Raw genomic sequence first — 25,911 nt, forward strand, 5'->3', positions numbered from 1 at the left:
ACAGGAAAGAGTTACCCCTCTTTCCTGTTTTCAATCAGAACACACCACTACAGTATTATCTTGTATTACGAATTTTATTTCACCTAATTTTTCAAACACACACAATAAGCTTTCTGCATTCTCATAACGTTTTAAACGCCCGGAAAAGACAATATCCTTGACTTTTTCATCCCGATAAACGACATTTACATCATACCATTTGGAGATCAATTTCATAATATCTTCCAATCGCTGGGTTTTAAATAAATAAACACCATCTTTCCAAGAGGTATACAATTCGGTATCCACGATATCGACCCGTCCCTTTTTCTCTTTAACATGATATGTTAATTGTTCGAAAGGAGACAAAATGATCTTTTCTCCCTGTTTGAAGCCTATGGCAATCTGTCCTTCAACCAAGGTCGTCACCACCTCTCCCTCATCCTTGTATCCCCGAATATTAAATTTTGTACCCAATACCCTTATATCCAATTCCGGATGATGTACGACAAAAGGATGGACAGAATCTTTGGCAACCTCCAAAAACACCTCTCCGGAGACCCATATGTTACGTTCTCCCTTCTTAAAGACAACCGGATAACGAATCGAACTCTCGGCATTCAGCCAAGCATGTGTTCCGTCAGACATAACAAGCTGATACTCTCCTCCGCGAGGTACCCTTATCTCGTGGTATTTTTCTACCGTATCCGTAGAAACAAAACTATTCCGCTCATAAACTAAGGTATTCCTCTTATTCGTCAATTGTTGATTTCCTTCTGTTAATCGAAAAGAATCTTTTCCCAAATTTCGGGTACTCCCATCCGAAAGGATCAGACTTGCAACCGGTTTTCCGGGAAATAGCATCCGGGACGGTACAGAAATATTTTTTCCCGAAAAATCATGTAACCAGTAAAACACTCCACTGGAAACAAGGAATAAAATCATAGCCGCAACAGATATATATCTTTTGATGAGAAATCTCTTTTTCCGTGCAATCTTTTTACCTATACGATCATAATCATAATAAACATCAAAACGACGATATATCTCCTGTTTATCTCGAAATGAAGAAGAGAGAATGATCGATTCGAATATTTGTTTATGCTTCGTCGAAGCTTCCAGCCATTCTTGTAACCTCTCGCGTTCTACACCAGTAATTGTTCCCCGGATATAAGCAAAAATAACATCCGCTATTTTGATATTTTCTTCTGACATTTTTCGTGTTTTTCCTTATAACACCAAAAAGTGTCCGACATACTATTTAAAATAAAAAAATTTTAGAAAAAAGAAAGAGAGATTTCTTTTATTTAGAAATCAAGTACATTCTTACAAAAACAATAACACCATCTTATCTTTTAAACGGGATCTTAATATCTCTCTGGCCCTGGCTCGTTGATTACGAACCGTATTTTCGGAAATATTCAACACTTCCGCTATCTCTTGGATAGATTTATCCATTAAAGTCAAATAAAAAACTTTTTTAATAGCCCCGGGCAGCTGTTCTATTTCGAACTCTATCATCCGATGAACTTCCTCTTCGACAATCCAACAATCTTCTTCTTCCAAACAACTGATTGCTAATGTATCGGATATTGAAATCTGTTTTATCCGGGCATTATCCCGGTTGTAATTCAGGCAGGCATTACGTACGGCCAAATACATAAAAGAGCGTAAAGAATAGATTGCCCCGAAATCCTTACGACGCTCCCATACCTTTATAAATACCTCCTGTACGATATCTGCCACGACTGCATCATCCCGAACAAAATGTGATCCAAAAGCACACAAAGCATGGAAAAATAAAAGATATAATTGCTTCAATGCAGTTTCTTTTCCCTGTCGTAGACCCTGCAGTAAATCCACATTAGCACTCATTCCCTGACTTATTTTACACTATTTGCAAACAAATGTATAAAAAATCCCACGACATCACCAAATAATTTATTTACTCTTCCTTAAATTCAATAGAACATCTTTTTTTTGAAAAACATCGATATTTGTTTGGAAGAATTCGAACTAACCTCTATATTTGCATCGCTTTTGAAAAAATTCCTTAGTAGCTCAGTTGGTTAGAGCGGCGGACTGTTAATCCGTAGGTCGTAGGTTCAAGTCCTACCTGAGGAGCCCCAAGCCTTACAGTAGAAACTGTAAGGCTTTTTTATTTCGTCGATAAATAACGACTGACGGTCGATAAAACACTCCTATCTATCTAATTCAGTTGTCTTCCTTTCCATACAGACCTAAATTTGTCTCAGAAACAAACAATTAAGGTATGAATAACATGAATTACATACGATTATTTATCACTTTTTTCATAGTCATTTCATCCATGGCCGGCTTTACCCAAGAAAAGCCGGCCCTCTGGACCCTCCGGGAGTGTATCGACTATGCCAGAAAAAATAATATTCAGGTGCAATCGTCCCGCATCAACAATCAAACAGGAATTGCCAGCTTATTAGAGTCCAAAGCCCAATTATTTCCGTCATTGGTTTTTTCCAGTACGCAAGGTTGGTCCCATCAAAAAACACAAGACACCAATAATAAATTCAACTCCCAAAGTGCTTATACCGGGAGTTATTCGTTAAGTGCCGGCATGACTCTTTATAACGGAAGTAAACTGACTCGCTCCGTGAAAAAACAAAAGATTTCAGCAGAGGTTCTGGAATATGAAATTTCCATAGCCGAAAACGACATTGAAATCTCCGTAACCGAAGGTTATTTGCAGATCCTATATGCCAACGAGGCTCTCAAAACCAACAAACAAAACCTTGAGACTTCCAAAGCCCAATTAGACCGGGCAGAAGAATTATACAATGCCGGTTCTATCGCCGTCAGCGACCGAGCCCAGATCAGAGCCCAATACAGTAACGATCAATATCAGGTCACGTTAGCAGAAAACACGCTGGCCTTAGCGAAATTACAATTGAAACAATTATTGGAATTAGAATTGGACGAGTCTTTTGAGATTTATTTTCCAGAACTATCCGATGCCAAAATACTCACGCTTGTTCCCTCTCTGAATGAGGTATACGAAACAGCCCTGAAAGTAATGCCGGAAATGAAAAGCAGCAAATTAAATGTAGATGCGGCTCTGTTGGATGAAAAGATCGCAGCGGCAGATCGCCTGCCCAGCATCACGTTTAACGCATCCGTGGGAACCAACCACGATTCCGACTCGGATTACTCTTTCAGAAAGCAGTTAAACAATCGGTTAAACGAAAACATCGGAATCAATATCAGTATTCCGATTGCGCAAAACCGACAGGTAAAATCAGCAGTAGAGAAAGCAAAACTTCAAACAGAGACGGCCCAGCTGGATGAGATAAATACCCGTAAAACACTACTGAAAACCGTTGAAACTTTATACCAGAATGCCATCTCGGCACAAAGCCGGTACATGGCGGCAAGCAATAGCGTAAAATCAGCTTCTGAAAGCTATCGTCTGGTACAAGCACAATTCGATGCAGGAATGAAAAACACCGTTGAATTATTAACGGAAAAAAACAATTACTTATCAGCGATACAAGAGCAAATACAGGCCAAATACGATGCGATATTATCCATCAAACTATTGAATTTTTATCAGAATCAACCGATTGAATTATAACACGTAAAACAAAATAAAATGAAAAAAATAGCGATCATCATCATTATTTTGGCTATCATTGCGGGCATATTCTTTATTCTCCGCTCGGGAGAGAAGAAAGCGATCTCCTACGAAACGACCACGATAAAAAAAGGTTCTCTCAACACGACGGTGACAGCAACAGGAACCATTGAACCCATTACAAAAGTAGATGTTGGTACGCAGGTTTCCGGAACCATCTCCCGTCTTTACGTGGATTATAATTCCGTCGTAAAAAAAGGACAATTGATTGCAGAACTCGATCGTACCTTGTTAGAAGCTGCCATGGCTTCCGATTCAGCAAACATGGAGTCCAGTAAAAGTGAATACGAATATCAAAAAAAGAATTACGCCCGGTTATCCGGTTTATATGAAAAAAAATTAATCAGCGACACGGAATTCGAAACAGCCCAATACGAGTATGAAAAAGCAAAACTATCTTACGAGAAGGCTATAGCCGATCTTGTAAAAGCAAAGTCCAATCTAAGTTACGCGACAATCTATTCTCCGATCGATGGTGTCGTTCTCTCCAGAGAAGTAGAAGAAGGACAAACTGTTGCTGCAAGTTTCGAAACACCGACGATGTTTACCATTGCTAATGACTTACGCAAAATGCAAGTAATAGCAGACGTCGACGAAGCCGATATCGGTCAGGTCGAAGAGGGACAACGCGTAACCTTTACCGTAGATGCTTTCCCTGACGATATATTCGAAGGGGATGTTACCCAAGTTCGGCTACAATCCACCACGACGAACAATGTCGTTACTTACGAGGTCGTCATCGATGCTCCGAATCCGGATTTAAAATTAAAACCGGGTCTGACAGCCAATATCACGGTCTATACGATGGAAAAAAATGACATTATGCTTGCTCCGTTAAAAGCATTCCGCTTTACGCCGGAATCGACCAATCCGGTAATGGAAACACCGATAGCGGCCAAAGGAGAAAAAACAGTCTGGATACAAACAGCCGAGGGCATCATTCCCAAAGTCGTAAAGACCGGAGTTTCCGATGGGATTAATATGGAAATCAAAGAGGGAGTACAGGAGGGAGATAGACTGGTTGTCGGAATAAATCGAGGAAAAGCTGTTACAGAAGTACCCGGCGACAACTCTTCCAATCCGTTCATGCCACAACGCCCAGGCAGCAAAAAGAAATAAAAACAAGTAAATATGATCTCATGAACACAATAATAAAAATAGAAGACCTGAGGAGGGATTTTAAAGTAGGATCGGAAACGGTACATGCCTTACGGGGAATTTCGTTTTCCATCCGGGAAGGGGAGTTCGTCACGATAATGGGAACGAGTGGTTCGGGGAAATCCACTCTACTCAATATCCTGGGATGCCTCGATACTCCCACCTCAGGGAACTATTTTTTAGATGGCATACCTGTTCGTGAAATGGGTAAAAACGAACGGGCCACGTTACGAAACCGTAAAATCGGATTTGTCTTCCAATCCTATAACTTATTACCCAAAACCACAGCATTGGAAAATGTGGAACTTCCGTTACTGTACAATCCGGCCGTGTCTTCCAAGGCACGCAAGGAGAAAGCGATTAAAGCCTTGGAAGACGTAGGTTTGTCGGATCGTCTTAACCACCGCTCCAATCAAATGTCCGGAGGTCAGCAGCAACGTGTTGCCATCGCCCGTGCCATTGTAAATGATCCGGTTATTTTGCTGGCTGACGAGGCTACCGGAAATCTGGACAGCAGAACTTCCTATGAGATATTAACCCTGTTTCAACGACTTCACTCGGAAGGGAGAACGATTATCTTTGTCACACACAACCCGGAGATAGCTCAATTCAGCAGCAGAAATATCGTATTGCGAGACGGCCATATTATCGAAGACAAGACAAACCAACACGTTGCTTCCGCTAAAAAGGCATTAGAAGCTCTTCCCAAAGAAAACGATTAATTTAATAACAGCTCACCATGAATTACGGTAACCTGATACAAATTGCCCTTCGTGCCCTGAATAACAACAAATTCAGAGGATTTCTAACCATGTTGGGAATCATCATAGGAGTCGCCTCGGTAATCTCCATGCTGGCCATCGGACAAGGTTCCAAACGCAGTATTCGTGCCCAGATATCCGAAATGGGCTCCAACATGATCATGATCCATCCGGGTAACGGAAAGTTCGGAGGAGTCCGCCAAAGTGCCAGCGATATGCAGACCTTAAAACTGGAAGATTATCAAAGTGTTGTAAGAGAAGTCGATCTCATCAGCAAATGTACTCCAACGGTCAATACCAGCGGACAGGTTATCTACGGTGCCAACAACGCTCCGACAACGATATACGGTGTAAACCAAGACTATCTCGATATCCGGAAATTCACCATCGGAGAAGGAGAGATGTTTACCGACCATGATATAAAAACCTCGGCAAAAGTATGTATCGTGGGGAAAACGGTTGTAGACAATCTTTTCACGAAAGGAGAAGACCCGTTAGGTAAAACCATTCGTTTCAATAAAACACCTTTCAGGATCATCGGAGTCTTAACACCTAAGGGTTATAATTCCATGGGACAAGACCAGGACGACATGATTATAGCTCCCTATACTACCATTCAAAAACGATTGTTGGCCATTACTTACATACACGGCATTTATGCCTCCGCCATTACGGAAGAGGACTCGGAAGAAGCCATAGAAGAGATCTCTGCGGTTCTCCGTCAAAATCACAAAATTCCGACCGGAGAAGAGGACGATTTTCACGTCCGTTCCCAAGAGGAACTCAGTTCCATGCTCAGCACAACAACCGATTTGATGACCGTACTTTTGGCTTGTATAGCGGGAATATCCCTGTTGGTAGGAGGTATCGGGATCATGAATATCATGTACGTCTCCGTTACCGAACGCACGCGGGAGATCGGTCTCCGGATGTCCATAGGAGCCAAAGGACGACATATTCTTTTCCAATTCCTTATAGAGGCAGTGATCATTAGCGTCACCGGAGGTATTATCGGCGTCATTCTCGGTATCGGATCCTCCATGGTCATTAAATACGTTATCGGATGGCCCGTTTATATTCAAATCTATTCGGTTGTCTTATCCTTTTTGGTTTGTACGGCCACCGGGATATTTTTCGGATGGTATCCAGCAGAGAAAGCTTCTAACCTGGATCCCATAGATGCCATCCGATACGAATAATAAGGATAAAACGAAAGTTTTTAACCGTAAATGTAAATCATACATCGTAAATCAGTAGCTTTGCTTATGTCCAATAAAGATAATATGCAGAAAATCGGTAACCGGAAACATTTACGCGTAGCCATTCACGTGATCGGCTGGGGAATTTTCTTTGCTTTTCCCCTATTCTTTACCAGAAACGATCATCAATTCATCATCACGCTAAGATGGTATTTAGGATATTTTCTCGCCCCGTTATCCTGCATGATCGTCTTCTATGCCAACTATTTCTGCTTTATCGATGATATTCTTTTTCAAAAAAAGATTTTCCGTTTTATCGTGATTAATCTGATAGTCATCGTATTGCTCGGACTATTTTTACATTTTTGGCAAGAATTTCATCGTACCTACATCAGTCTCCCCGAACCGGAAGAGCTGATCGCCTTACGAAAAGCACTTCCCAAACCGCCCCGGTTTTTCTTTTTAGGCCGGGATATGCTGTTAATGGGACTCACGGTTGCCCTAAGTATGGCAGTCAAAATGACCAGTAACTGGTATAAGACAGAGGGAGAAAAAAAAGAGTTGGAAAAAGCAAAGGCAGAAGCAGAATTGAAGAACCTGAAGAGCCAATTAAATCCTCATTTTCTGTTCAATACGCTTAACAACATCTACTCCTTGATAGCCATCGCCCCGGAACGGGCCCAATACGCCGTTCACGATCTGAGCCGATTGCTACGTCACGTGTTGTATGACAATAATCAAAATCTGGTATCCTTAGATCGGGAATTCATCTTTATGAAGAGTTACATTGAATTGATGAGCCTACGTCTCCCCAAACACACTCATCTGGAAGTGAACATACCGGAAGAGGGAAAAGGAGTTATGATTGCCCCGTTACTATTTATTACATTGATTGAAAATGCATTCAAACACGGGATAAGTAACACTCAAGACTCTTTTATCCGTATCCGTATGGAATTACAAGAATCCCAATGGGTAAATTGCATCGTAGAAAACAGTTATTTCCCCAAAAATGACAACGACAGGAGTGGTTCCGGGATCGGGATTCAAAATTTACAACGACGTTTACAATTGCTCTATCCGGGAAAATACATTTTAAAAATCGAAAAAATAGACGATCATTTCATGGCCCAACTCATTATTAACCTTTAAAATTCAACTGATATGACGTTAAATTGCATTATTGTGGACGACGAACCTTTGGCTTTGGACCTGCTGGAGAGCTACGTTCGGAGAACTCCTTTTCTGAACCTTGTCGGACGATACGATAATGCATTGGATGTTATCTCTCTGTTGGAAAAAGAATCGATAGAAGTAGCCTTTCTGGACATACAAATGCCCGATTTGAACGGTTTGGAACTCTCCCGGATTATCGGAAATAAAACAAAAGTAATTTTCACGACCGCTTTCGAACAATATGCTCTGGAAGGTTTTAAGGTCGACGCTTTGGATTACCTGTTAAAACCTTTTAATTATGCCGAGTTCTTAAAAGCTGCCACAAAAGCATTGCATTGGTATGAAATGGTACAAGGTTCCACTTTCCGCAAAAATCCCGAAAGTATATTTGTAAAAAGCGATTATAAACTCATACAAATCGAACTGCAGCATATACTGTACATCGAAGGGGTGAAAGACTACATCAAAATACAAACCGAAGATTCGGAAAAAGGCATTCTGACCCTGATGAGCATGAAGACGATCGAAGAATATCTCCCTTCCGATACCTTTATCCGGGTACATCGTTCTTATATTATCAATATAAACAAGATCAAAACAATAGAACGCAATCGTATTGTTTTCGGTAAACTCTATATTCCTATATCGGATTCCTACAAAGACCATTTTATGGAATTACTGGAACGAAGGGCCTTAAACTAAGAGTAATTCCCGGAAGTATCTCACAAGTAAATTCTAAGCTCAGTTTCAATTATTATTGAAAATTATCCCTAACTTTGCAAAAGATAATAAAGAGTGCGTACACGCGTAATCAGGAAATCAATATTCTGATTATAATATCATTAACATCATTAAATCATCGATTTTGTCCGTTATGAGAAAAGACGAAAGATACAATAAAAGGGGGGTTTCAGCTTCTAAAGAAGATGTTCATAATGCCATTAAAAATTTGGATAAAGGTATATTTCCAAAGGCGTTTTGTAAAATTATCCCCGACTACTTAGGTGGCTTAAAAAGTTATTGTAACATCATGCACGCGGACGGAGCCGGAACAAAATCCTCTTTGGCTTACCTGTATTGGAAGGAGACTGGAGATCTTTCGGTGTGGAAAGGTATTGCACAGGATGCTCTAATCATGAATATCGATGATCTTCTTTGTGTCGGAGCCGTAGACAATATCTTGTTATCCTCTACCATCGGAAGAAATAAAAATCTGATCCCCGGTGAAGTCATTGCCGCTATCATTAACGGAACGGAGGAACTAATCGAAGAATACCGAAAATTAGGAGTAAATATTTATTCAACAGGAGGAGAAACCGCCGATGTAGGAGATCTCGTACGAACGATTATCGTGGACTCTACGGTTACTTGTCGGATGAAACGAAAAGATGTTATTTCGAATGACCGCATAAAAGCCGGAGATGTTATTATAGGCCTCTCCTCTTACGGACAAGCCACTTATGAAAGCGAATACAACGGCGGTATGGGTTCCAACGGACTTACCTCCGCCCGGCACGATGTTTTCGCCAAATACTTAGCGACCAAATACCCGGAAAGTTATGACAATGCCGTTCCGCAGGAGCTGGTATATTCGGGGAAATGCAAATTAACGGATAAAATAGCGGAATTGGGAATAGACGCCGGAAAGCTGGTATTATCTCCGACGCGTACCTATATTCCGGTCATAAAGCAGGTATTGGATAAATACCGGAAAGAGATACACGGCATGGTGCATTGTTCCGGCGGAGCCCAAACCAAGGTAATGAATTTTGTCGAAAAAATGCATATCGTAAAAGACAATCTTTTCCCCGTTCCGCCGTTGTTCAAATTAATACAGGAACAATCCGGCACGCCATGGGAAGAGATGTACAAGGTGTTCAACATGGGCCACCGGATGGAGATTTATGTAAATGAAGAGATTGCGGATGAGATCATGGCTATCTCCCGAAGTTTCAATATCGATGCGCAGATCGTAGGACGTTGTTACGATAGTGAAAAAAACGAGCTTACTATTATTAGTGAATTCGGTAAATTTTACTACGATGGTTTATAATTACCGAAAGTTGTATCAAACAGGGCATGAGCGTAGAAGACCTTCTGGCCACGAACATAGGATGCGAGGAAACTCTCGAATACCTAAAAGAGCAAACCCTGTTTCAAAATCATTTCCCCGATAGCATATATTCCTATGGCGTTCTGGACGGGTCTCCTGTTGCTCCTTCGCAGGTAAAAACCCTCTCTCTGGCCAATTCCGCCTCCCCATACTTAGTCCTGGTCACAGACGGTTATCCCAAACTCTTTCCTACCTTATCCGAATCGGAGGCATACCTGGAATATATCTTGAAAAACGATCCGCTCTGTTATCACCTATTCAAATCCACGAAAGGATTAAAAAAAGGGAACAACTCTTTCGACGACAGAGCCTTTGTCAAGATAGAACTGATTCCTTAACGGAAACCCGAAATGTGTAAAACCCGTTACTCGTTGATCCCATGCCTTATTCGTTAGCCACCTGTTTGACGGATTGCAGCAATTGTCGAATCTGCTTTTGCAGGTTAAGTTGTGTACTATCCACTTTCGCCCTTCGGGAAGGGATAAAAATATCTTTGTATTTCGCTTTCGTGATCCGGAACTTCATCTTTTCCAGAGAACCGGAGATATCGATTCCCGCCCTAAAAGGTATGGGGGATTTCAATAGAGAAATATGGTATTTAAAAGTCATGTCGATATGGTGTTCCCCTCCGACAGCCACCTTATAACGGTCCATCTCTATCATAAAGGGAAATATCTCTATGACTCCGTTCTTAATCAAGAAGTCAACCGAAACACTATCGATCATATTGCGTTTCTTATTCTTAAACATTAACATCTTGGATATTTCGGCAAAGGTTTCACCATCCAACAACACCAAATCCTTCCCGTCCAGATAAGCTGCCGCACGCAAAGTAGGCAAATCGATCATCATCGAGGAATCCAAATCTGCTTCCGCTGCAATATGAAAATCAACCATACCCTCGAAAGAACGTAACATCGGAAATAAAGTATCCAGAGAAGGCATAAAATTGATCAACGAAGCTACATGAATATCGTCCATTCGTAAATCAAAACCGGCATAAGCCCGCTCCGGAGTAGAGGCTTTATACAACATCGTAGTTTTCATATCGGCCGCCATAGAACGCAAACTCAGGTCGGACAATTCAATGCATTGATTCCGCATAATCATCTCTCCATGTATACTGTCTAACTCCAACTTACCATACAAAACCTTATCGATTCGAGTTTCAAATTTAAAATCGATACCGGGAGGAACAACAAAAACAGACATGGTACTATCGGCCACATAAGTGGAATCGGCAGAGAGATCTGCCTCCTCCAACTCCTTTTCACTCATCTCTTCTTCATTTATCCCCCAAATTTTAGATCGATTTGCCTCCCCGACCTCCATCGCTTTCATCAATTGATTACAGTTGATCATTTTCGACCTTACGGCCAACTCTGCCTTTAACTCTCCTTTATGCATAAAAGCATCGGCAAGATTATAGACGGCTCCCGTCAACAAAACATCCGAATGTCCCACCCTCAAAATAGCTCCATTCAATTCGATGCGACCGGGAGCCAAGGTGATTTTAGTACCGGGCATCCTCATCCGCAACGGAAACATGGGCGTATACATACCTAAATTCCGGAAACCGATTATACCGGAAGTCCTCCAAACCCGTTTATTATTTTTATCCATGACACTCGTCAAATCAAAACCGGCACTCTCCATTCTCAACCGATTGCCTAACGCCCGAATCCGTAAACTATCCATCTCCACCCTCGCTTTCGCCTGGGGAACCTTTTTATCCGACGGAGAAGGGCCTAACGAGAGTTTTGCCTCACTATTACCCATCATCAGGGAGAGCGTATCATCCACCGTAAGTCTGATCCGACCGAAATGTATGTTCGCGGACATGGAAGCCACCGCCGCCGTATCTCTCAGGGGAGAAGTTTTTACATGCACGTAAGAGGTATCCATATGAAAAACCAACCGCTCTTTTATATTGATGTCCACGCTATCAAATCCGAAAATACCGTTAAGTAAATTCTTCCCCTGCAATATCGTATCATCTTTCATATTCGTACCGAAACCCAATCCGATGGATTTCGAACGGAACAGAAAACTATCCCTTTCACTCTTCAACACCACATCCTTTAAGCGACATCCGCCCCGAATATCCATTTTCCCGTAATTTGCCGCTTTTATATCCGACAATAGTATATTCGCTTTTAAAACCGAATTCAATTCCCCTTTCATGGAGACACCTTCCTCTAACGGAAATATTTGAGTCAAAGAAGTAAAATCCACCACGGCATTAATGTTCGATAATAATCGGGGAGCCGTAAGCAAATCCCGGATTTCAGCGTTCAAATCCACTTCAGTAGAAGCACCTTTCAAATAGAGCCGACTTAATTTTACATACGACGGTTGCTGACGCTGCAGATCCACCTGTCCTTCCACATCGAGTTCCAATTTTTCCAAAGCATAGGGCATTCCCGCGTAACGAATCGCTCCGTTATTAATTTTTATACGACTCGTAATAATCGGAATCCGATCTTTCCCGTATATTCCCTTCACCGTTCCGCTGCATAATACACTCCCTTCTACCTCCGCTTTTTTATCCCGTTTTAAGATCGTAGGGGGTACTAAATCCAGTACCGTTTTCAGAGAAGGAACCTGCATACCGAATTTCATATCCACATCCAACGTACGGGTAACAGAATCTCCCCGGCATTCACCCCCTAAACCGAACTTTAATCCGTTGACATTTACAACAGCACGATCCAACGTATACAACAAAGAATCCCTATCGATACTCATTCCGCTCTTAAAACCCAAAGTAACGTTTTTAACCAACAGTTCTCCCTGTTGCCAGAATAAAAGATTCTCCATTTGGATGTCGACATCCAAACGAGACTTCCTGCGAGCAAAGGCTCCGTCTATCCCCACCCCGAGATTTTCCATCCTCACGTATATCTGATTCGCCCGATCGTCGAACACCAACATCCCTTCCTTAATCCGCACATTCTTTATATCAATAGAACCTATCATCTCCACGGAAGAGGTATCGGAAGCCACTTCCGGCAAAGAATCATTTTTCTCTGTTTTCATCACATCCCAACCGGGAACCCCCTCTTCATTCACGTAAGCGTATATCCGGGGTTTCTCGATTAGCAACTCTTTTATCACAACATCCTTACGAGACAAATAAGCCATAGGATCCACTGTCATCAGACAACGCTGAAAACTCATCAACGAATCGGTAGAGACATAAGTTGAAACACTATCTTGAAAAACCTTCGTTACCACCTCCCCGTTCCGGACATCCAAGCCGAAATTGGGAAAAGTAGAGAAGAAAGTAAGTTCTATCGAATCGAAATGCACCTTTGCGTTTAGCACATCATTAGCGATCCTTTCAACAACAGGAGTCAACTTTTGAGGCGTAAAAATAAAATGAATGAGTATTCCCACTCCGATACCCGCTAATATCAACAAAGAAAACAAGGTAATAATCGTCCACTTTACCAAACGCCATACGATACTTTTTTTCTTTCTTCCTTTCATGATCTTCCACTAACCTAATTTATAATGAATCTTATAGCCATTTCAACTACCTATAAAGCAAATATTTTATCCGTATCTCACGAAATGCCTGTAAACCAGACTGCCAGGAATTCCGAATCTCTTCTTCGCTCTCGCCCGACAATATTGCTTTTCGAAGCAAATCGTTCCCTGCCAATTGATCAAAAAACGGCGTAAAAAAAGACTCTTTTCCTTCGTAATTCCGGTAGGCCAACAACAACCAGGCCAAATTTATCTTTTTCCGCTCCCGAACAGAATGGTACTCCTTCCTCAGATCCATGCCATAACACAATTGTCCTTCACATTTAGGCGATTCGCTCATCCCTTTAATAGAACGAGGAGTATAAGAATATGACATATTTTTTAAATCCGGATGTCCAAAAACCTGAAAAGGTGTCATGGTTCCCCTGCCTTCATTCACAACCGTACCCTCGAAAAAACAGACAGAGGGGTATAAGATAACAGAAACAGAATCCGGCAAATTCGGAGAAGGCTTTTGCGGTAAAGAGACAGCCTCCTCCCGTTTCCAGTTTTCGCAAGGAATAACCGTCAGCCGACAACGCCGTTTTCCGTTTAACCATCCCTCTCCGTTAATCATAAGCGCATACTCCCCTATTGTCATTCCGTAAACCACAGGAACCGGGTGCATACCCACGAAGGAGACATACGACTTTTGCAATACCGGGCCATCCACGTAAAAAGCATTTGGATTCGGTCTATCCATCACTACCAAAGGGATCCCATTCTCGGCACATGCCTCCATAACGTAGTGAAGGGTAGAAATATAAGTATAAAAACGAACCCCCACGTCCTGAATGTCAAATATCATCAAATCTATTCCTTTCAGATCTTCTGCGGTAGGTTTTTTCTTTTTACCATATAACGATATGACCTCCAAACGACTTTCTGCATCCGTATAATCCCCCGTCAATCGTCCTGCTTCTGCCTCCCCCCGAAAACCGTGTTCCGGTGAAAATACCCGCACCAAATTTACCCCTTTATCCCGCAAAAAATCTACACTATGCTGCTCTTTTACCATAGAGGTATGATTGGCCACGATACCCACCCGTTTTCCTTCCAATGCGTCATGATAGATTTCATATCGTTCTATCCCATTTCGAATATTTACGCAAATAGCATCCGTTGGTACGGATGCTATTATCAATAACATAATCACGAACTTCATATGTTTATTCCTCTTTTTTCGGTTCTTCGTAATTAATCTCCATCGTGCTTAGAATCGCCTCAACCTGTTTAACCATATTCCGCTTATTCTCATTAGGATAATATACATATCCCATCATATAAATAATGCGATTATGTTCCTGATCCAAAACGACATTCAACACGAAAGGTCCTGCCATAAAATCATTTATCACGGTCCACAACCCCCGGATCATAATCGCATAACTCCCATGATAATCGTATTGTACGGCCGTATAACGTATATCCGTATCAATAGCCATATAGGAATTTTTCAAAGGGCCGGGTATAAATTGTTTCAACTTTTCATTCACGGTTTCGATAATCACCCGGTCATTAAATTGATTCTGATCCTTATACTCCTCGGTAAAGAAGCAAATTCCCTTACTATCCCGAGTTGTCTCGCTGGATATCCAGACAAATCCGGTTGTATCTTTATTAATATAGTATCCGGTAGGGCAATACAGCAATATATCATATTTCTTTTTAAAAAGATTGAAAATACGGGAATCTGCCGTCCGCTTATAAATGGAAACCAACCGATCCTTTTCTGCTTTTGTATATACCCCCAACATTCTTTTTTTGTTCGCTTCAAAAATTTTCAGGAACTCCTGATTATTAGGAGCTTTAATTTTGAAGTACACCTGACTCTTGGCCCACGGACTATTCACATACTGAATTGAAGCAGAATCGACAGAAGGAGAAATTTCCACTTTCAATATATTACGATGTCCCTTTATATTTTTATCAAAATGCAATTCCGGCAAATTCAGCATATCAAAAAGCGGTTCTACTTGCGGTAATCCTTCCTGATCCTGTTGGAACCACGCACGAATAGAATCTCCGACCTGCCCATCCCAAACGTTTTTTTCAGCTATCACCAAGATCTCGTTTACCTTTCCGGAGACCGCGGGAGACATATTCTTGATCGCATTTTTACAACCTACAAAAAACACGACAGACACCAGAATAATTATCAATTTCTTCATATTTCAAATTTTAAATTTCCGATTCTTCCCAAACAAAAAATTCCAGTTACCAATAAATACTATTCGCCTCATCCAGAATTCCTTTCACCGATCCGACCAGAATCTTCGCCTCTACCATAACCGGTACCCGGTACTCATCATCGCTCACCCAAATTTTCATATTCTCTCCCCCTTTGAACACTTCTCCTTCCACCAACAAAGGAGAAAACACATGGCACTGACGCTTCCCTTTCCCTAATTTTACTTTATCCTTTCCCAAATAACGAACATAAAGTTCGTAAATTTTTTCATCAATCAAAATACGAATCGGGATCATATCGTTTTTTTTATATTTTTCAAAATCCAGGTTCCGGGCCAGCCAAGCCACGGAAAGCATATCATAGGTCCCCTCCAACAAAGGGATGGTATCTTTACGGACATACTTTCCGATCCGTTCTACCTCCGAATAGATGACATTATTACCATAGTCCCAAACATAATCGAACGTTTTATGGTAATTTCCTTCATGAGCCTTTCTTGAGAATTCATAAGGCATGAACGTAAGGCTGTCATGATAAGAGATCAGCGTATCCCGTAACCTGAAAACCCAATCCCAGGAAGGATTGGAACTTCCCACGGCAAACAACCGCTGGGCGTTGGGATATTTATCGGACGACGCCAGCGTAAATTCCACAGACCCTGCCTTAATCCATACGAACCCCCAGTTGTAATACCCGGTATAAGTCAATTTTTCCAATGGCTTAACCTTCTCCTGTGCAAAAAGAGGCAAACTAAAAAATAGTACACCGATTAATAATATTTTCTTCATTTATCTGCTCCTACCTCTCTTTTTATTATTTTCTTCTTCATTTTTCTTCTTGCTCGGGTCCTCCCTCACGTAGGTTTTCTTCACATCAAACTCCTGCTCCACGTCAAAATTCCGTTTTATCTTAAAATCCAACGGGAAATATTTTATCTCCTCAGGCTGAATTCGCTTCAGGTAATTTCCGGTATCCCATTTCCCATTTCCATTCCTATCCATGATAGCCCGGATCATATAAGTTCCTTCATTCAAATAATCGAACGTTACTCTACCGTCTTTAAAAACCTGCTTCTCCTGCAATATTTTCAAATCTTTATCGCTTCCCTGATAAAGTTGCACGACCACAGGCATCTCGACTCCCGTAACATTCAAAAATATCTTTCCATAATCCTCTTCTGCTTTTGTCTTAAACGTCTTCTCAAACTTTTTGTTATATAAACCATATAAGTTATGCATCGCCATGGAATCAATCGTCAGCTGGTATTCCGTCTCGGGTTTCCATTTATTATCCAAGTAAAACCGACGGATTTTTAAACTATCCTGGCTTATCTCAAAAGGAATAGCGACCCAATTCGAATCCACTTTTTCAAACAGTTTTATTTTCTCCATTTCAGAGGGCCGAATCGGCTTATCGAAATCCAACACGATATTTCGATTCAAATCAAAGGTAGGAGCAATATTCGAAGTAAATTCCAAAAACTTCAACTCCGGTTTATCCTCCTCCTCATCGTCTTTTTTCTTCTTTTTCTTCGGTAATACTTTATCTTTATAGTTTAATTTTACCGTATCTTTTGTCCAGACCAAACGACGCAGAGAATCCGTTCTCATATAGGTCAACTCGACAAGCAAAGAATCGATTTTATATATGGAGGAATCCTTTATCCACAATTTTAAAGTATCGTTACCGGCCGAACGTTCCGTAATATACCAATCCTTATCCACGCCGTCCAACAAATGCAATCCTAATAACCTTGCCTTTAATTGATTATCTCCAGGAATACTAAATAAAAAATCCAGCCGTTCCCGTTCATCCCGAAGTTCGTTGTCCAAATACAATTGGGTAGGCTCCTCCTCGAACATACTCATGAACAAATTAGAAGGACCATACAATATATACTCCCGTTGCACGATCGTATCTTTGGTCAATTGTTTAACACTTAACTCGCCTTTCCTCGAACGCCTTACTTCTATTTGGGTCGTATCGGGCCGTATCGTATCCCATCTCATCACCCGGCTCATCACAGGCCTGACTAATGTATCCACAAAAGCGACCCGGTCATTCTCCGGCGTAAACTTATTATCCCGATTCGCATCCTCAATAGCCAACACCCGATACACGGTATCCTTAATGTTCGTCACCCGAAACATTCCGGCACTATCCGTACGAGCCAGATAGCTGGGTAATTCCAGTATAGCCGCGGAATCGGCATGATTTTCATAAAACAACACCATGGCATTGAGCAAAGGTAACTGAGTCTGAGCATCGATTACCTTTCCGCTTAACTCCAAAGAATCAATGGTGTTACCCGTGGAAAAAACATAGCGATAATATCCTAACGGATTTCCCTCGTTATTATCCACGATAGCATCGGCAAAGTCCAACGTATAAGTAGTATTCGGTTTCAAAGTATCGGCATTCAAATCCACGACAATATACTTCCCGCGTAAACTGACCTTAGGATTTTTTTTGGCAGGAGGAGACATTACAAATTTGTTGTTAATCTCCTTTAACTGTACAAATTCATCAAAGTAAATGCTTACCCGTTTTGCCTTAAAATCGGTAGAGAAAGAGACAGGTTCTTCTTTAATCACCTTAGGAGGGATTTCATCCTTTATTCCCCCCTCCGGATAACCCCTGTTAGCACAAGCATATATGATTAAAGACACGACAATAGCCGCAAAACAAAAAGCATTCCAAAAAATCTTACTCATAATCCTCCTAAAATTAATTCTACAAATTTATAAAAAAGTTCGGACTACCTTTCCTCCATCTCTATAAACCTTAAAATTAATCGTTTTTTTTACGACTTTATTACCTCTTGTCAGAAAACACAGACTATCTTAACACTTTTCCTCCATAAATCACGTTAAAAATATTGACACGGACAGTAAGACAAGGCCAATACAATATAAGAAATTGATACGATCAATCCTTCGCCACCGCAAGACAAGCCACACTTACCGTCAAATCAGGAATTTCATTTAAAACTTCGAGAAAAGAGGTTAAGGTTGATCCCGTCGTAATAACATCATCAATGACCAGTATGTGTTTCCCTTGCAACGAAAGAGTCTCTTCCAACCGAAAGATACGCTTCACGTTTTCAGCTCGTTGTTCGGCCGTCAAGCCCGTTTGGGAAGGATTATTGATAACCCGGGAAACAACATGATCCATCACGGGTACTTGCAACACCTCCGCAATACCGACCGCAATTTCCCGGGCCTGATTAAAACCTCGTTTTCGTTCTCGCTTCGGATGGAGAGGCAAAGGAATAATACCATCGAATTCATCTCTTCCAGCCATTCGTTCTCCCAACATAGCCCCCAGAAAATGTCCGATATCTTTTTTGGATCGATACTTTATAGCATAGATCAAATTTCGGTAATCGCTATATCGGCTATAATAAAACAAGGAGTGGACTGCTTTCATTCGACATACCCGGTCGAATTGCAAAAACAGGTCATCATGCAAGCCATAACTATACGGAAAGTCATATAAACATGCAGAACAAATATGTTTTTCCCCTGTGACCAACACCTCTTTACAAACTTCGCACATCCGGGGATAAAACAGATCTATAAAGGCTAAAAAATAGGAAACGAGAGTCATATTTTATTTATTAAATTACACCTATATTGCTCTCCCTCTGGTTTCCTTTTGGTTCTATCTAAATTATTGTTTTACAAAATTATACGTAATTGTTCCTGTCTGATACTCCGAAGCCTTGTCATCTTGATTAAACCGGGAACGCAAAGCGGCATCCACGGCTACGTCCCTCAGGCAATCGTCTTGTTTAGACTCCTTATCTATGACTTCCGCCTTCACCACATGTCCCTTTTGGTTCACAACAATAGCCACGACCACCTTTCCCCCGTATTCGCATTTAAAAATGGGTATGGGTAAAAAAACTTTATACCGCCCTTCCAACTTATACGAAACACTACTTTTCCCCACGTAAACGATCGATTGCAAGGAATCCAGCTTCCGTTGCTGTTCGTCTTTCGCATGTTGCAGACTATCCGTTTTATAATGTTTATCTTTTTTAGTTTCGTAACGATTACCATAGCTTCCTTTCAGCTCCTCCTGTATCTCTTTGATATATTCCTGTACGTTTTCTATCGGCTCGCGATCGGGTCGTTTTTCATTTTTCACCTCCTCGTTTACGGCAATCGAACGCAACATCTCCTCTACTTCATCATTAGCCCGTTGACGAATTAACTCTTTCTTCTCTTCTATCATCTGCTGAATAACTTCCGGCTCCGGCATTTCCAGCACAATTTCGACCTCTTTATGCACGTTCATCTTCGATATCCCCATACTCAACAATCCGATGGCCAATAGCAAATGGAAAATAAGAGTCCCCATTATGCCGTGCTTATGAGCATAAATAAACTCTTTCCATTTTTTCAAATATGTATCCCAACCTTTTATTTTCATTCGAACCGGATTGACTTTATCGGATTAATTTTAGATATCAACATGGTCGGAACAATCAACATAAGTAATGTTACCGCAATTACACCCACATTCAAGAACAGTATATACCATCCGTTAAAATAGATCGGCACGGTACTCATGTAGTAAGTGACCGGATCCAATTTCACCACTTTAAAATAGTATTGTATCCCTGCCAGTAAAAAAGCCAGCAAATTCCCCCAAATCATACCCTTCACGATCAATCCGGCAGAAATATACAAAAACAGACGTCTCAATGATATATTTTTACAACCGAGAGCCTTCAACATACCGATTAACACCGTCTTATCCAAAATTAAAATCAACAAACCGGACACCATGTTAAATCCCGCCACGGTCACGATCAGGATCAGGATAATCCAAACGTTCATGTTCAACAGATTCAGCCAATCGAATATTTGCGGTGCAATATCCCCTAATGTTTTTACCTCACAGTTTTCATTCATATCATAAAGCAAATCATCCACCCGATCCCAATACTCGTTCACCTTTTCCACATCGGACAACTCCACGGCAATTCCCCCCAGTTGCCCCGGTTCCCAACCGTTCAATCTTGCCAGATGCCTGCGGTCCGCCAATACCGCCACATCATCGTATTCCTTGAATCCGGTATCATAAATTCCCGACACCCTAAAAGCCCTGACACGAGGAGGTTCCTGCACAAAATGAGCAATGATCTTATCTCCCGTGTTCACATTCAAATAATCTGCGACAAAAGCCGAAATCAGTATCTCTTCAGAAGCTTTAGGCGTTGAAAAATCCGGCATTTTGCCTTCTTTCAAATTTCGTTGAAAAAAATTTCGGTTATAAGTAGAATCCACTCCTTTCAATACCACTCCGTGAATTTCCGATTTACTCTTCAGTATCGCAGGCTTCTCGATATAACCATACACCTCGTTCACCCCATCCATTCGCTTCAATCTCGCCATTAAGGAATCAGCCTGTAAAATAGCCCCGTTCGACGTCTCATAAGGAATGATGTTCAAATGTGACGTAAAACCGGATAACTTCCACGTGATTTCATGCTTAAAACCGATAATGATAAATATAGAAAGTAGCATCACGCACAACCCTAACGCTATCCCGCCGATTGCGATCCTAACGATGGGAACGGACACGGATTTCTCCGTGTCACCCTTTAATAACCTGCGTGCAATAAACCACTCTATATTCACGAAATCCAATTTTAACGTTTAGACAAAAGTAAACAAATTTCTACGGCCTACAAAAGAAAGAAGAGCTTTCCCCACACTTCTCTCCATTCGTCGTATTCGAACCTTAACAGAGGCTTTGATTTGAAATTAAATTATTTTAGCCATTCTCACTTCAAATTTAAAACGATTTCGAGAGTTATCCTGATAAATTTTTATTAAACTTGCACCTACGCGAAAAGATGAAAATAAAATCCAGATAAATATTAAATTTCATATGCAGAACAATCTAATAGACACGAAAATTGTCGACCAGAAACTGGAGGTCTGTGGAATCCGAGACATGGAAGACGCAACCATTCGGGATATCGTAAAAGTGGTAAATATGGTCGAAGCCGAAAGCGGAGAAAAATTTATTCGCATGGAGATGGGAGTACCGGGTCTCCCCCCCTCATCAATTGGCATAGAAGCCGAAATTGACGCTCTCCGGCAAGGTGTAGCCCAGTTCTATCCTATGCTCGAAGGACATAAGGAATTCAAAGAAGAGGGTTCCAAATTCGTGAAAAACTTCATGGACATAGAGATTAAGCCGGAAGGTATTATTCCTACGGTCGGTTCCATGCAAGCCTGCTATGCAGCATTTATGGCTGTAACCGAATGCCAAAAAGGCAAAGATACCGTACTGTTTATCGACCCGGGATTTCCTGTTCAGAAAACCCAGATGCAAGTAATCGGCAAACCGTTCGAATCGTTTGATGTCTATAATTACAGGGGCGATAAGCTACGGGAAAAATTAGAGGAACATCTTTCAAAAGGTAATATCGCAGCCATCCTGTATAGTAACCCGAACAATCCTGCCTGGATTTGTTTTACGGAAAAAGAGTTACAAATCATCGGAGAGTTGGCCAATAAATACGGAGTAATCGTTTTAGAAGATTTAGCCTATTTTGCCATGGACTTCCGCAAAGACCTTTCCAATCCGGGAGTTCCGCCGTTTCAAGCGACCGTTGCCAAATACACCCCGAACTACATCGTCATGATCTCAGGTTCCAAGCTATTCAGCTATGCCGGACAACGTTTGGGAATCATGTGCATATCCGATGCCCTATACAATCGTAAGTTCGAAAACTTACAACACCGTTTCGGCGGTCTGGGCACTTTAGGCTATACCCTTGTCAACCGGATCATTTACACCCTCTCTTCCGGGACGACTCACTCCTGTCAATACGCCATGAGTGCTATACTAAAAGCCGCCAACGAGGGCAAAATAAACATTCTGGACGGGGTTCGCGAATACGCCGAACGGGCACATGCCATGAAGACACTCTTCACCCAATACGGATTTGAAATCGTTTACGATAAAGATATCGATCAACCTATCGCCGATGGATTCTATTTCACTATCATCTACCCGGGAATGACCGGAGCTGAATTGACGAAAGAGATACTATACTATGGTATATCGGCCATTCCTTTGCGAGACACGGGTTCCAAAAAACAAGGACTAAGGGCGTGTGTTTCCCAAACAGCAATGGATAGAATGTCGACATTGGAAGAACGTTTGAAATCTTTTCAAGCCGATCACGCGGTAAAGTAGGAAGTTCCGAAAATCAGGTATAAAAGGCATTCATTAAATAAAATCAAAACAAAGTTAAATTTATGGCAAACTATTTTTACTATTCGATTTTAGTTTTTAATTTTATACCCGAAATTTTGTTACAAAATCAAAGATAAACACCAAAATAATTTATAAATCATAATCTATTCAGTTATGGCAAAATTTAGAGGCGCTGTAGTCGTAGATACAGAAAAATGCAAGGGATGTGGCTTGTGCGTGGAGGCGTGCCCCACGAAGACACTTGGACTTGCCAAAGAAGTGAATGGTAAAGGATACCATTACTCCGAGATGGTAAACCCGGAAGCATGTATTGGTTGTGCCAGTTGTGGTATGGTATGCCCTGATGCAGTAATCACCGTTTACAAAATGAATGTACAATAAAGAATAAAAACTACCGAAAATGGCAGAAGTAAAATTAATGAAAGGTAATGAGGTAATAGCTGAAGCAGCCATTCGTTGCGGATGTGACGCTTATTATGGATACCCTATTACCCCGCAATCCGAAGTCATGGAGACTCTCATGTTAAGAAAACCGTGGGAGGAGACAGGAATGGTCGTATTGCAGGCCGAAAGTGAATTGGCCTCTATTAACATGGTATACGGAGCCGCAGCATGCGGTAAAAAAGCGATGACCTCGTCATCCAGCCCCGGAGTATCGTTAATGCAAGAAGGTGTGACTTATCTGGCAGGAGCCGAACTTCCTTGCCTTCTTGTGGATGTTGTACGCGGAGGCCCAGGATTGGGAACCATCCAACCGGCACAAAGTGACTATTTCCAGGCAACCAAGGGTGGTGGACACGGAGACTATCGTCTCATCGTACTGGCTCCGGCATCCGTACAGGAAATGAACGATTTCGTGGGTCTTGGTTTTGACTTGGCATTCAAATATCGTAACCCGGCTATGATCCTTGCTGACGGTGTTATCGGCCAGATGATGGAAAAAGTAGAGTTAAGCGAATACAAACCCCGTTGGACCGAGGAAGAAATTTCCAAAATGTCTGAAGGATGGGCTCTGACCGGTAAAAAACCGAACCGTAAGCACAACATCATCACTTCTTTGGAGTTGGATTCTTACAAACAAGAGGTATTCAACCACAAACTTCAGGCTAAATACAAAGAGATGGAAGAAAACGAAGTACGTTTCGAAGAGATAAGCACAGAAGATGCAGAATATCTGTTCGTGGCCTACGGTTCCAGTTCTCGTATTTGTCAAAAGGCCGTTCAATTGGCCAGAGCCAAGGGTATTAAAGTAGGTATCCTTCGCCCGATCACCTTGTATCCTTTCCCGACAAAAGAGATTGCCAGACTGGCAAAACAAGTGAAAGGAATCCTTACGGTTGAAATGAGCGCCGGCCAAATGGTGGAAGACGTTCGTTTGGCTGTGAACGGATTAATTCCGGTTGAACACTTCGGCCGTTTCGGTGGAGTGATCCCGACACCTGAAGAGATCGTTGAAGCACTTGAAAAACAAATTATAGGAGCATAAGCTATGTCAATAGAATTAAAAGATATAATTAAGGAAGAGAATCTTGTTTACAAGAAGACTCCCGTACTTACCGATAACATTATGCACTACTGCCCGGGTTGTTTACACGGGGTTGTTCATAAACTCGTTGCGGAGGTAATTGAGGAAATGGGTATTCAGGACAAGACTATCGGTGTATCTCCGGTAGGTTGTTCGGTACTCGCGTACAATTATTTGGATATCGATTGGGCTGAGGCCGCCCACGGACGCGCTCCGGCCGTTGCAACCGGAATCAGTCGTGTTCACCCCGAGAAATACGTGTTCACGTATCAAGGAGACGGAGACTTGGCTTCCATCGGTTGCGGTGAAATCATGCACGCCTGTAACCGGGGAGAAAACATCGTTGTTATCTTCATCAACAACGCCATTTACGGTATGACGGGAGGACAAATGGCCCCGACAACGTTGTTGGGTCAGGTAACCGCTACCACTCCTTACGGACGTGATGCCAAATTAAACGGTTTCCCCCTGAAGATTACCGAACTGATCGCTCAATTGGACGGAACCTGCTATGTAACTCGTCAGGCTGTTCATACTCCTGCTGCTGTTAGAAAAGCAAAAGCTGCCATCCGGAAAGCTTTCGAAAACACGAAGAAGGATAAAGGAACCTCTTTCGTGGAAGTAGTAAGTACTTGTAACTCCGGTTGGAAAATGGATCCGATTCAGGCTAACAAATGGATGGTGGAGAACATGTTCCCCAAATATCCGTTAGGAGACATGAAAGACATTTAATCATTGTAGATTTTAGATTGACGATTGTAGATTAGCAGTCTGGATCGCAAATCATAAATCACAAATCGTAAATTTTAAAATTATGACAGAAGAAATTATTATAGCAGGATTCGGAGGACAGGGAGTTCTTTCTATGGGAAAGATTTTAGCTTACTCCGGAATTATGCAAGATCAGGAAGTTGCCTGGATGCCTTCTTACGGTCCTGAAATGCGTGGAGGTACTGCCAACGTGACCGTAATCCTAAGCGACGAACGCATCAGCTCTCCGATCTTAACCAAATACGACACCGCTATCGTTCTTAACCAACAATCCATGGATAAGTTCGAGTCGACCGTAAAACCCGGCGGAACCCTGATTTATGACCCGAACGGAATTACCCACGAACCGACAAGAAAAGATATCAACATCTACAAGATCGAAGGTACCGCTCTTGCCGTTGAAGCCGGTAATCCGAAAATTTTCAACATGATCGTTCTCGGTGGTTTCCTAAAAGTGAAACCTATCGTGAAACTGGATAACGTTGAAAAAGGGTTACAAAAATCACTCCCACCCCGTCATCACAAGATGATCCCGATGAACATCGAGGCCATCCAAACGGGAATGAAACACGTTGAAACCGTAAATCAACTATAA

At 41.7% G+C, this 25,911-nt stretch carries 23 protein-coding genes and 1 tRNA gene; 14 read left to right on the forward strand and 10 right to left on the reverse strand.

Annotation, left to right across the window (positions count from 1 at the left end):
* Positions 1-30: 30 nt before the first annotated feature.
* Positions 31-1,194: a FecR domain-containing protein gene (locus tag QZR76_RS08750; protein WP_294142297.1), complete on the reverse strand. Its 1,164-nt coding sequence runs from the start codon at positions 1,192-1,194 to the stop codon at positions 31-33.
* Between the two features lie 111 nt (positions 1,195-1,305).
* Positions 1,306-1,854, reverse strand: a complete 549-nt coding sequence (locus QZR76_RS08755) for a sigma-70 family RNA polymerase sigma factor (RefSeq protein WP_294142298.1) — start codon at positions 1,852-1,854, stop codon at positions 1,306-1,308.
* A 175-nt stretch (positions 1,855-2,029) separates the two neighbouring features.
* Here QZR76_RS08755 and QZR76_RS08760 point away from each other — a divergent pair.
* The 9 genes from QZR76_RS08760 to QZR76_RS08800 all read left to right on the forward strand — a co-directional run bounded on the left by QZR76_RS08760 (position 2,030) and on the right by QZR76_RS08800 (position 10,391).
* Positions 2,030-2,103 (forward strand) — tRNA-Asn (locus QZR76_RS08760).
* A gap of 157 nt (positions 2,104-2,260) precedes the next feature.
* On the forward strand, positions 2,261-3,586 hold the full coding sequence (locus QZR76_RS08765) for a TolC family protein (RefSeq protein WP_294142300.1): 1,326 nt from the start codon (positions 2,261-2,263) through the stop codon (positions 3,584-3,586).
* A gap of 18 nt (positions 3,587-3,604) precedes the next feature.
* Positions 3,605-4,765 (forward strand): efflux RND transporter periplasmic adaptor subunit, encoded by a 1,161-nt coding sequence (locus QZR76_RS08770; RefSeq protein ID WP_294142302.1) that lies wholly within the window; start codon positions 3,605-3,607, stop codon positions 4,763-4,765.
* 20 nt (positions 4,766-4,785) lie between these two features.
* Positions 4,786-5,526 carry an ABC transporter ATP-binding protein gene (locus tag QZR76_RS08775; protein WP_294142304.1) on the forward strand — a complete coding sequence of 247 codons (741 nt, stop codon included), beginning with the start codon at positions 4,786-4,788 and terminating at the stop codon, positions 5,524-5,526.
* A 17-nt stretch (positions 5,527-5,543) separates the two neighbouring features.
* Entirely contained in the window at positions 5,544-6,764 is a 1,221-nt protein-coding gene (locus QZR76_RS08780) for an ABC transporter permease (RefSeq protein WP_294142306.1), read from the forward strand.
* A gap of 66 nt (positions 6,765-6,830) precedes the next feature.
* Positions 6,831-7,916: a histidine kinase gene (locus QZR76_RS08785; protein ID WP_294142311.1), complete on the forward strand. Its 1,086-nt coding sequence runs from the start codon at positions 6,831-6,833 to the stop codon at positions 7,914-7,916.
* A gap of 12 nt (positions 7,917-7,928) precedes the next feature.
* Complete coding sequence (locus tag QZR76_RS08790; RefSeq protein WP_294142313.1) at positions 7,929-8,642, forward strand: LytTR family DNA-binding domain-containing protein; 714 nt, start codon at positions 7,929-7,931, stop codon at positions 8,640-8,642.
* 172 nt (positions 8,643-8,814) lie between these two features.
* Positions 8,815-9,993, forward strand: a complete 1,179-nt coding sequence (locus tag QZR76_RS08795; protein ID WP_294142315.1) for an AIR synthase related protein — start codon at positions 8,815-8,817, stop codon at positions 9,991-9,993.
* 26 nt (positions 9,994-10,019) lie between these two features.
* A complete protein-coding gene (locus QZR76_RS08800) occupies positions 10,020-10,391 on the forward strand; it encodes a hypothetical protein (RefSeq protein ID WP_294142317.1) in 372 nt (123 codons plus the stop codon).
* 46 nt (positions 10,392-10,437) lie between these two features.
* Here QZR76_RS08800 and QZR76_RS08805 read toward each other — a convergent pair whose 3' ends face one another.
* The 8 genes from QZR76_RS08805 to QZR76_RS08840 all read right to left on the reverse strand — a co-directional run bounded on the left by QZR76_RS08805 (position 10,438) and on the right by QZR76_RS08840 (position 21,426).
* Complete coding sequence (locus QZR76_RS08805) at positions 10,438-13,545, reverse strand: AsmA-like C-terminal region-containing protein (protein WP_294142320.1); 3,108 nt, start codon at positions 13,543-13,545, stop codon at positions 10,438-10,440.
* Between the two features lie 46 nt (positions 13,546-13,591).
* Positions 13,592-14,734, reverse strand: coding sequence for a DUF1343 domain-containing protein (locus QZR76_RS08810; RefSeq protein WP_294142322.1), 1,143 nt, complete (start codon positions 14,732-14,734; stop codon positions 13,592-13,594).
* A 19-nt stretch (positions 14,735-14,753) separates the two neighbouring features.
* Positions 14,754-15,755, reverse strand: a complete 1,002-nt coding sequence (locus tag QZR76_RS08815) for a DUF4837 family protein (RefSeq protein WP_294142323.1) — start codon at positions 15,753-15,755, stop codon at positions 14,754-14,756.
* Between the two features lie 46 nt (positions 15,756-15,801).
* Complete coding sequence (locus tag QZR76_RS08820; RefSeq protein ID WP_294142325.1) at positions 15,802-16,563, reverse strand: DUF3108 domain-containing protein; 762 nt, start codon at positions 16,561-16,563, stop codon at positions 15,802-15,804.
* A complete protein-coding gene (locus QZR76_RS08825; protein ID WP_294142327.1) occupies positions 16,564-18,489 on the reverse strand; it encodes an Ig-like domain-containing protein in 1,926 nt (641 codons plus the stop codon).
* A 214-nt stretch (positions 18,490-18,703) separates the two neighbouring features.
* The gene (locus QZR76_RS08830; RefSeq protein ID WP_294142329.1) at positions 18,704-19,384 is read right to left on the reverse strand and encodes a phosphoribosyltransferase family protein; all 681 of its coding nucleotides are present in this window, start codon (positions 19,382-19,384) and stop codon (positions 18,704-18,706) included.
* A gap of 63 nt (positions 19,385-19,447) precedes the next feature.
* Entirely contained in the window at positions 19,448-20,212 is a 765-nt protein-coding gene (locus QZR76_RS08835; RefSeq protein WP_294142331.1) for an energy transducer TonB, read from the reverse strand.
* Positions 20,209-21,426, reverse strand: a complete 1,218-nt coding sequence (locus QZR76_RS08840; protein WP_294142334.1) for an FtsX-like permease family protein — start codon at positions 21,424-21,426, stop codon at positions 20,209-20,211. The genes QZR76_RS08835 and QZR76_RS08840 overlap by 4 nt, the downstream gene beginning before the upstream one ends.
* A 253-nt stretch (positions 21,427-21,679) precedes the next feature.
* Here QZR76_RS08840 and QZR76_RS08845 point away from each other — a divergent pair, with 253 nt between their 5' ends.
* The 5 genes from QZR76_RS08845 (at position 21,680) to QZR76_RS08865 (ending at position 25,911) form a co-directional block, all read left to right on the forward strand.
* On the forward strand, positions 21,680-22,999 hold the full coding sequence (locus tag QZR76_RS08845; protein WP_294142336.1) for a pyridoxal phosphate-dependent aminotransferase: 1,320 nt from the start codon (positions 21,680-21,682) through the stop codon (positions 22,997-22,999).
* Between the two features lie 174 nt (positions 23,000-23,173).
* On the forward strand, positions 23,174-23,401 hold the full coding sequence (locus tag QZR76_RS08850) for a 4Fe-4S binding protein (protein WP_041504133.1): 228 nt from the start codon (positions 23,174-23,176) through the stop codon (positions 23,399-23,401).
* A gap of 19 nt (positions 23,402-23,420) precedes the next feature.
* A complete protein-coding gene (locus QZR76_RS08855) occupies positions 23,421-24,506 on the forward strand; it encodes a 3-methyl-2-oxobutanoate dehydrogenase subunit VorB (protein WP_294142338.1) in 1,086 nt (361 codons plus the stop codon).
* Between the two features lie 9 nt (positions 24,507-24,515).
* On the forward strand, positions 24,516-25,277 hold the full coding sequence (locus QZR76_RS08860; RefSeq protein ID WP_110688783.1) for a thiamine pyrophosphate-dependent enzyme: 762 nt from the start codon (positions 24,516-24,518) through the stop codon (positions 25,275-25,277).
* Between the two features lie 82 nt (positions 25,278-25,359).
* On the forward strand, positions 25,360-25,911 hold the full coding sequence (locus tag QZR76_RS08865; protein WP_294142340.1) for a 2-oxoacid:acceptor oxidoreductase family protein: 552 nt from the start codon (positions 25,360-25,362) through the stop codon (positions 25,909-25,911).

The sequence above is a fragment of the uncultured Sanguibacteroides sp. genome (assembly GCF_900543425.1).
Lineage (GTDB): Bacteria > Bacteroidota > Bacteroidia > Bacteroidales > Marinifilaceae > Gabonibacter.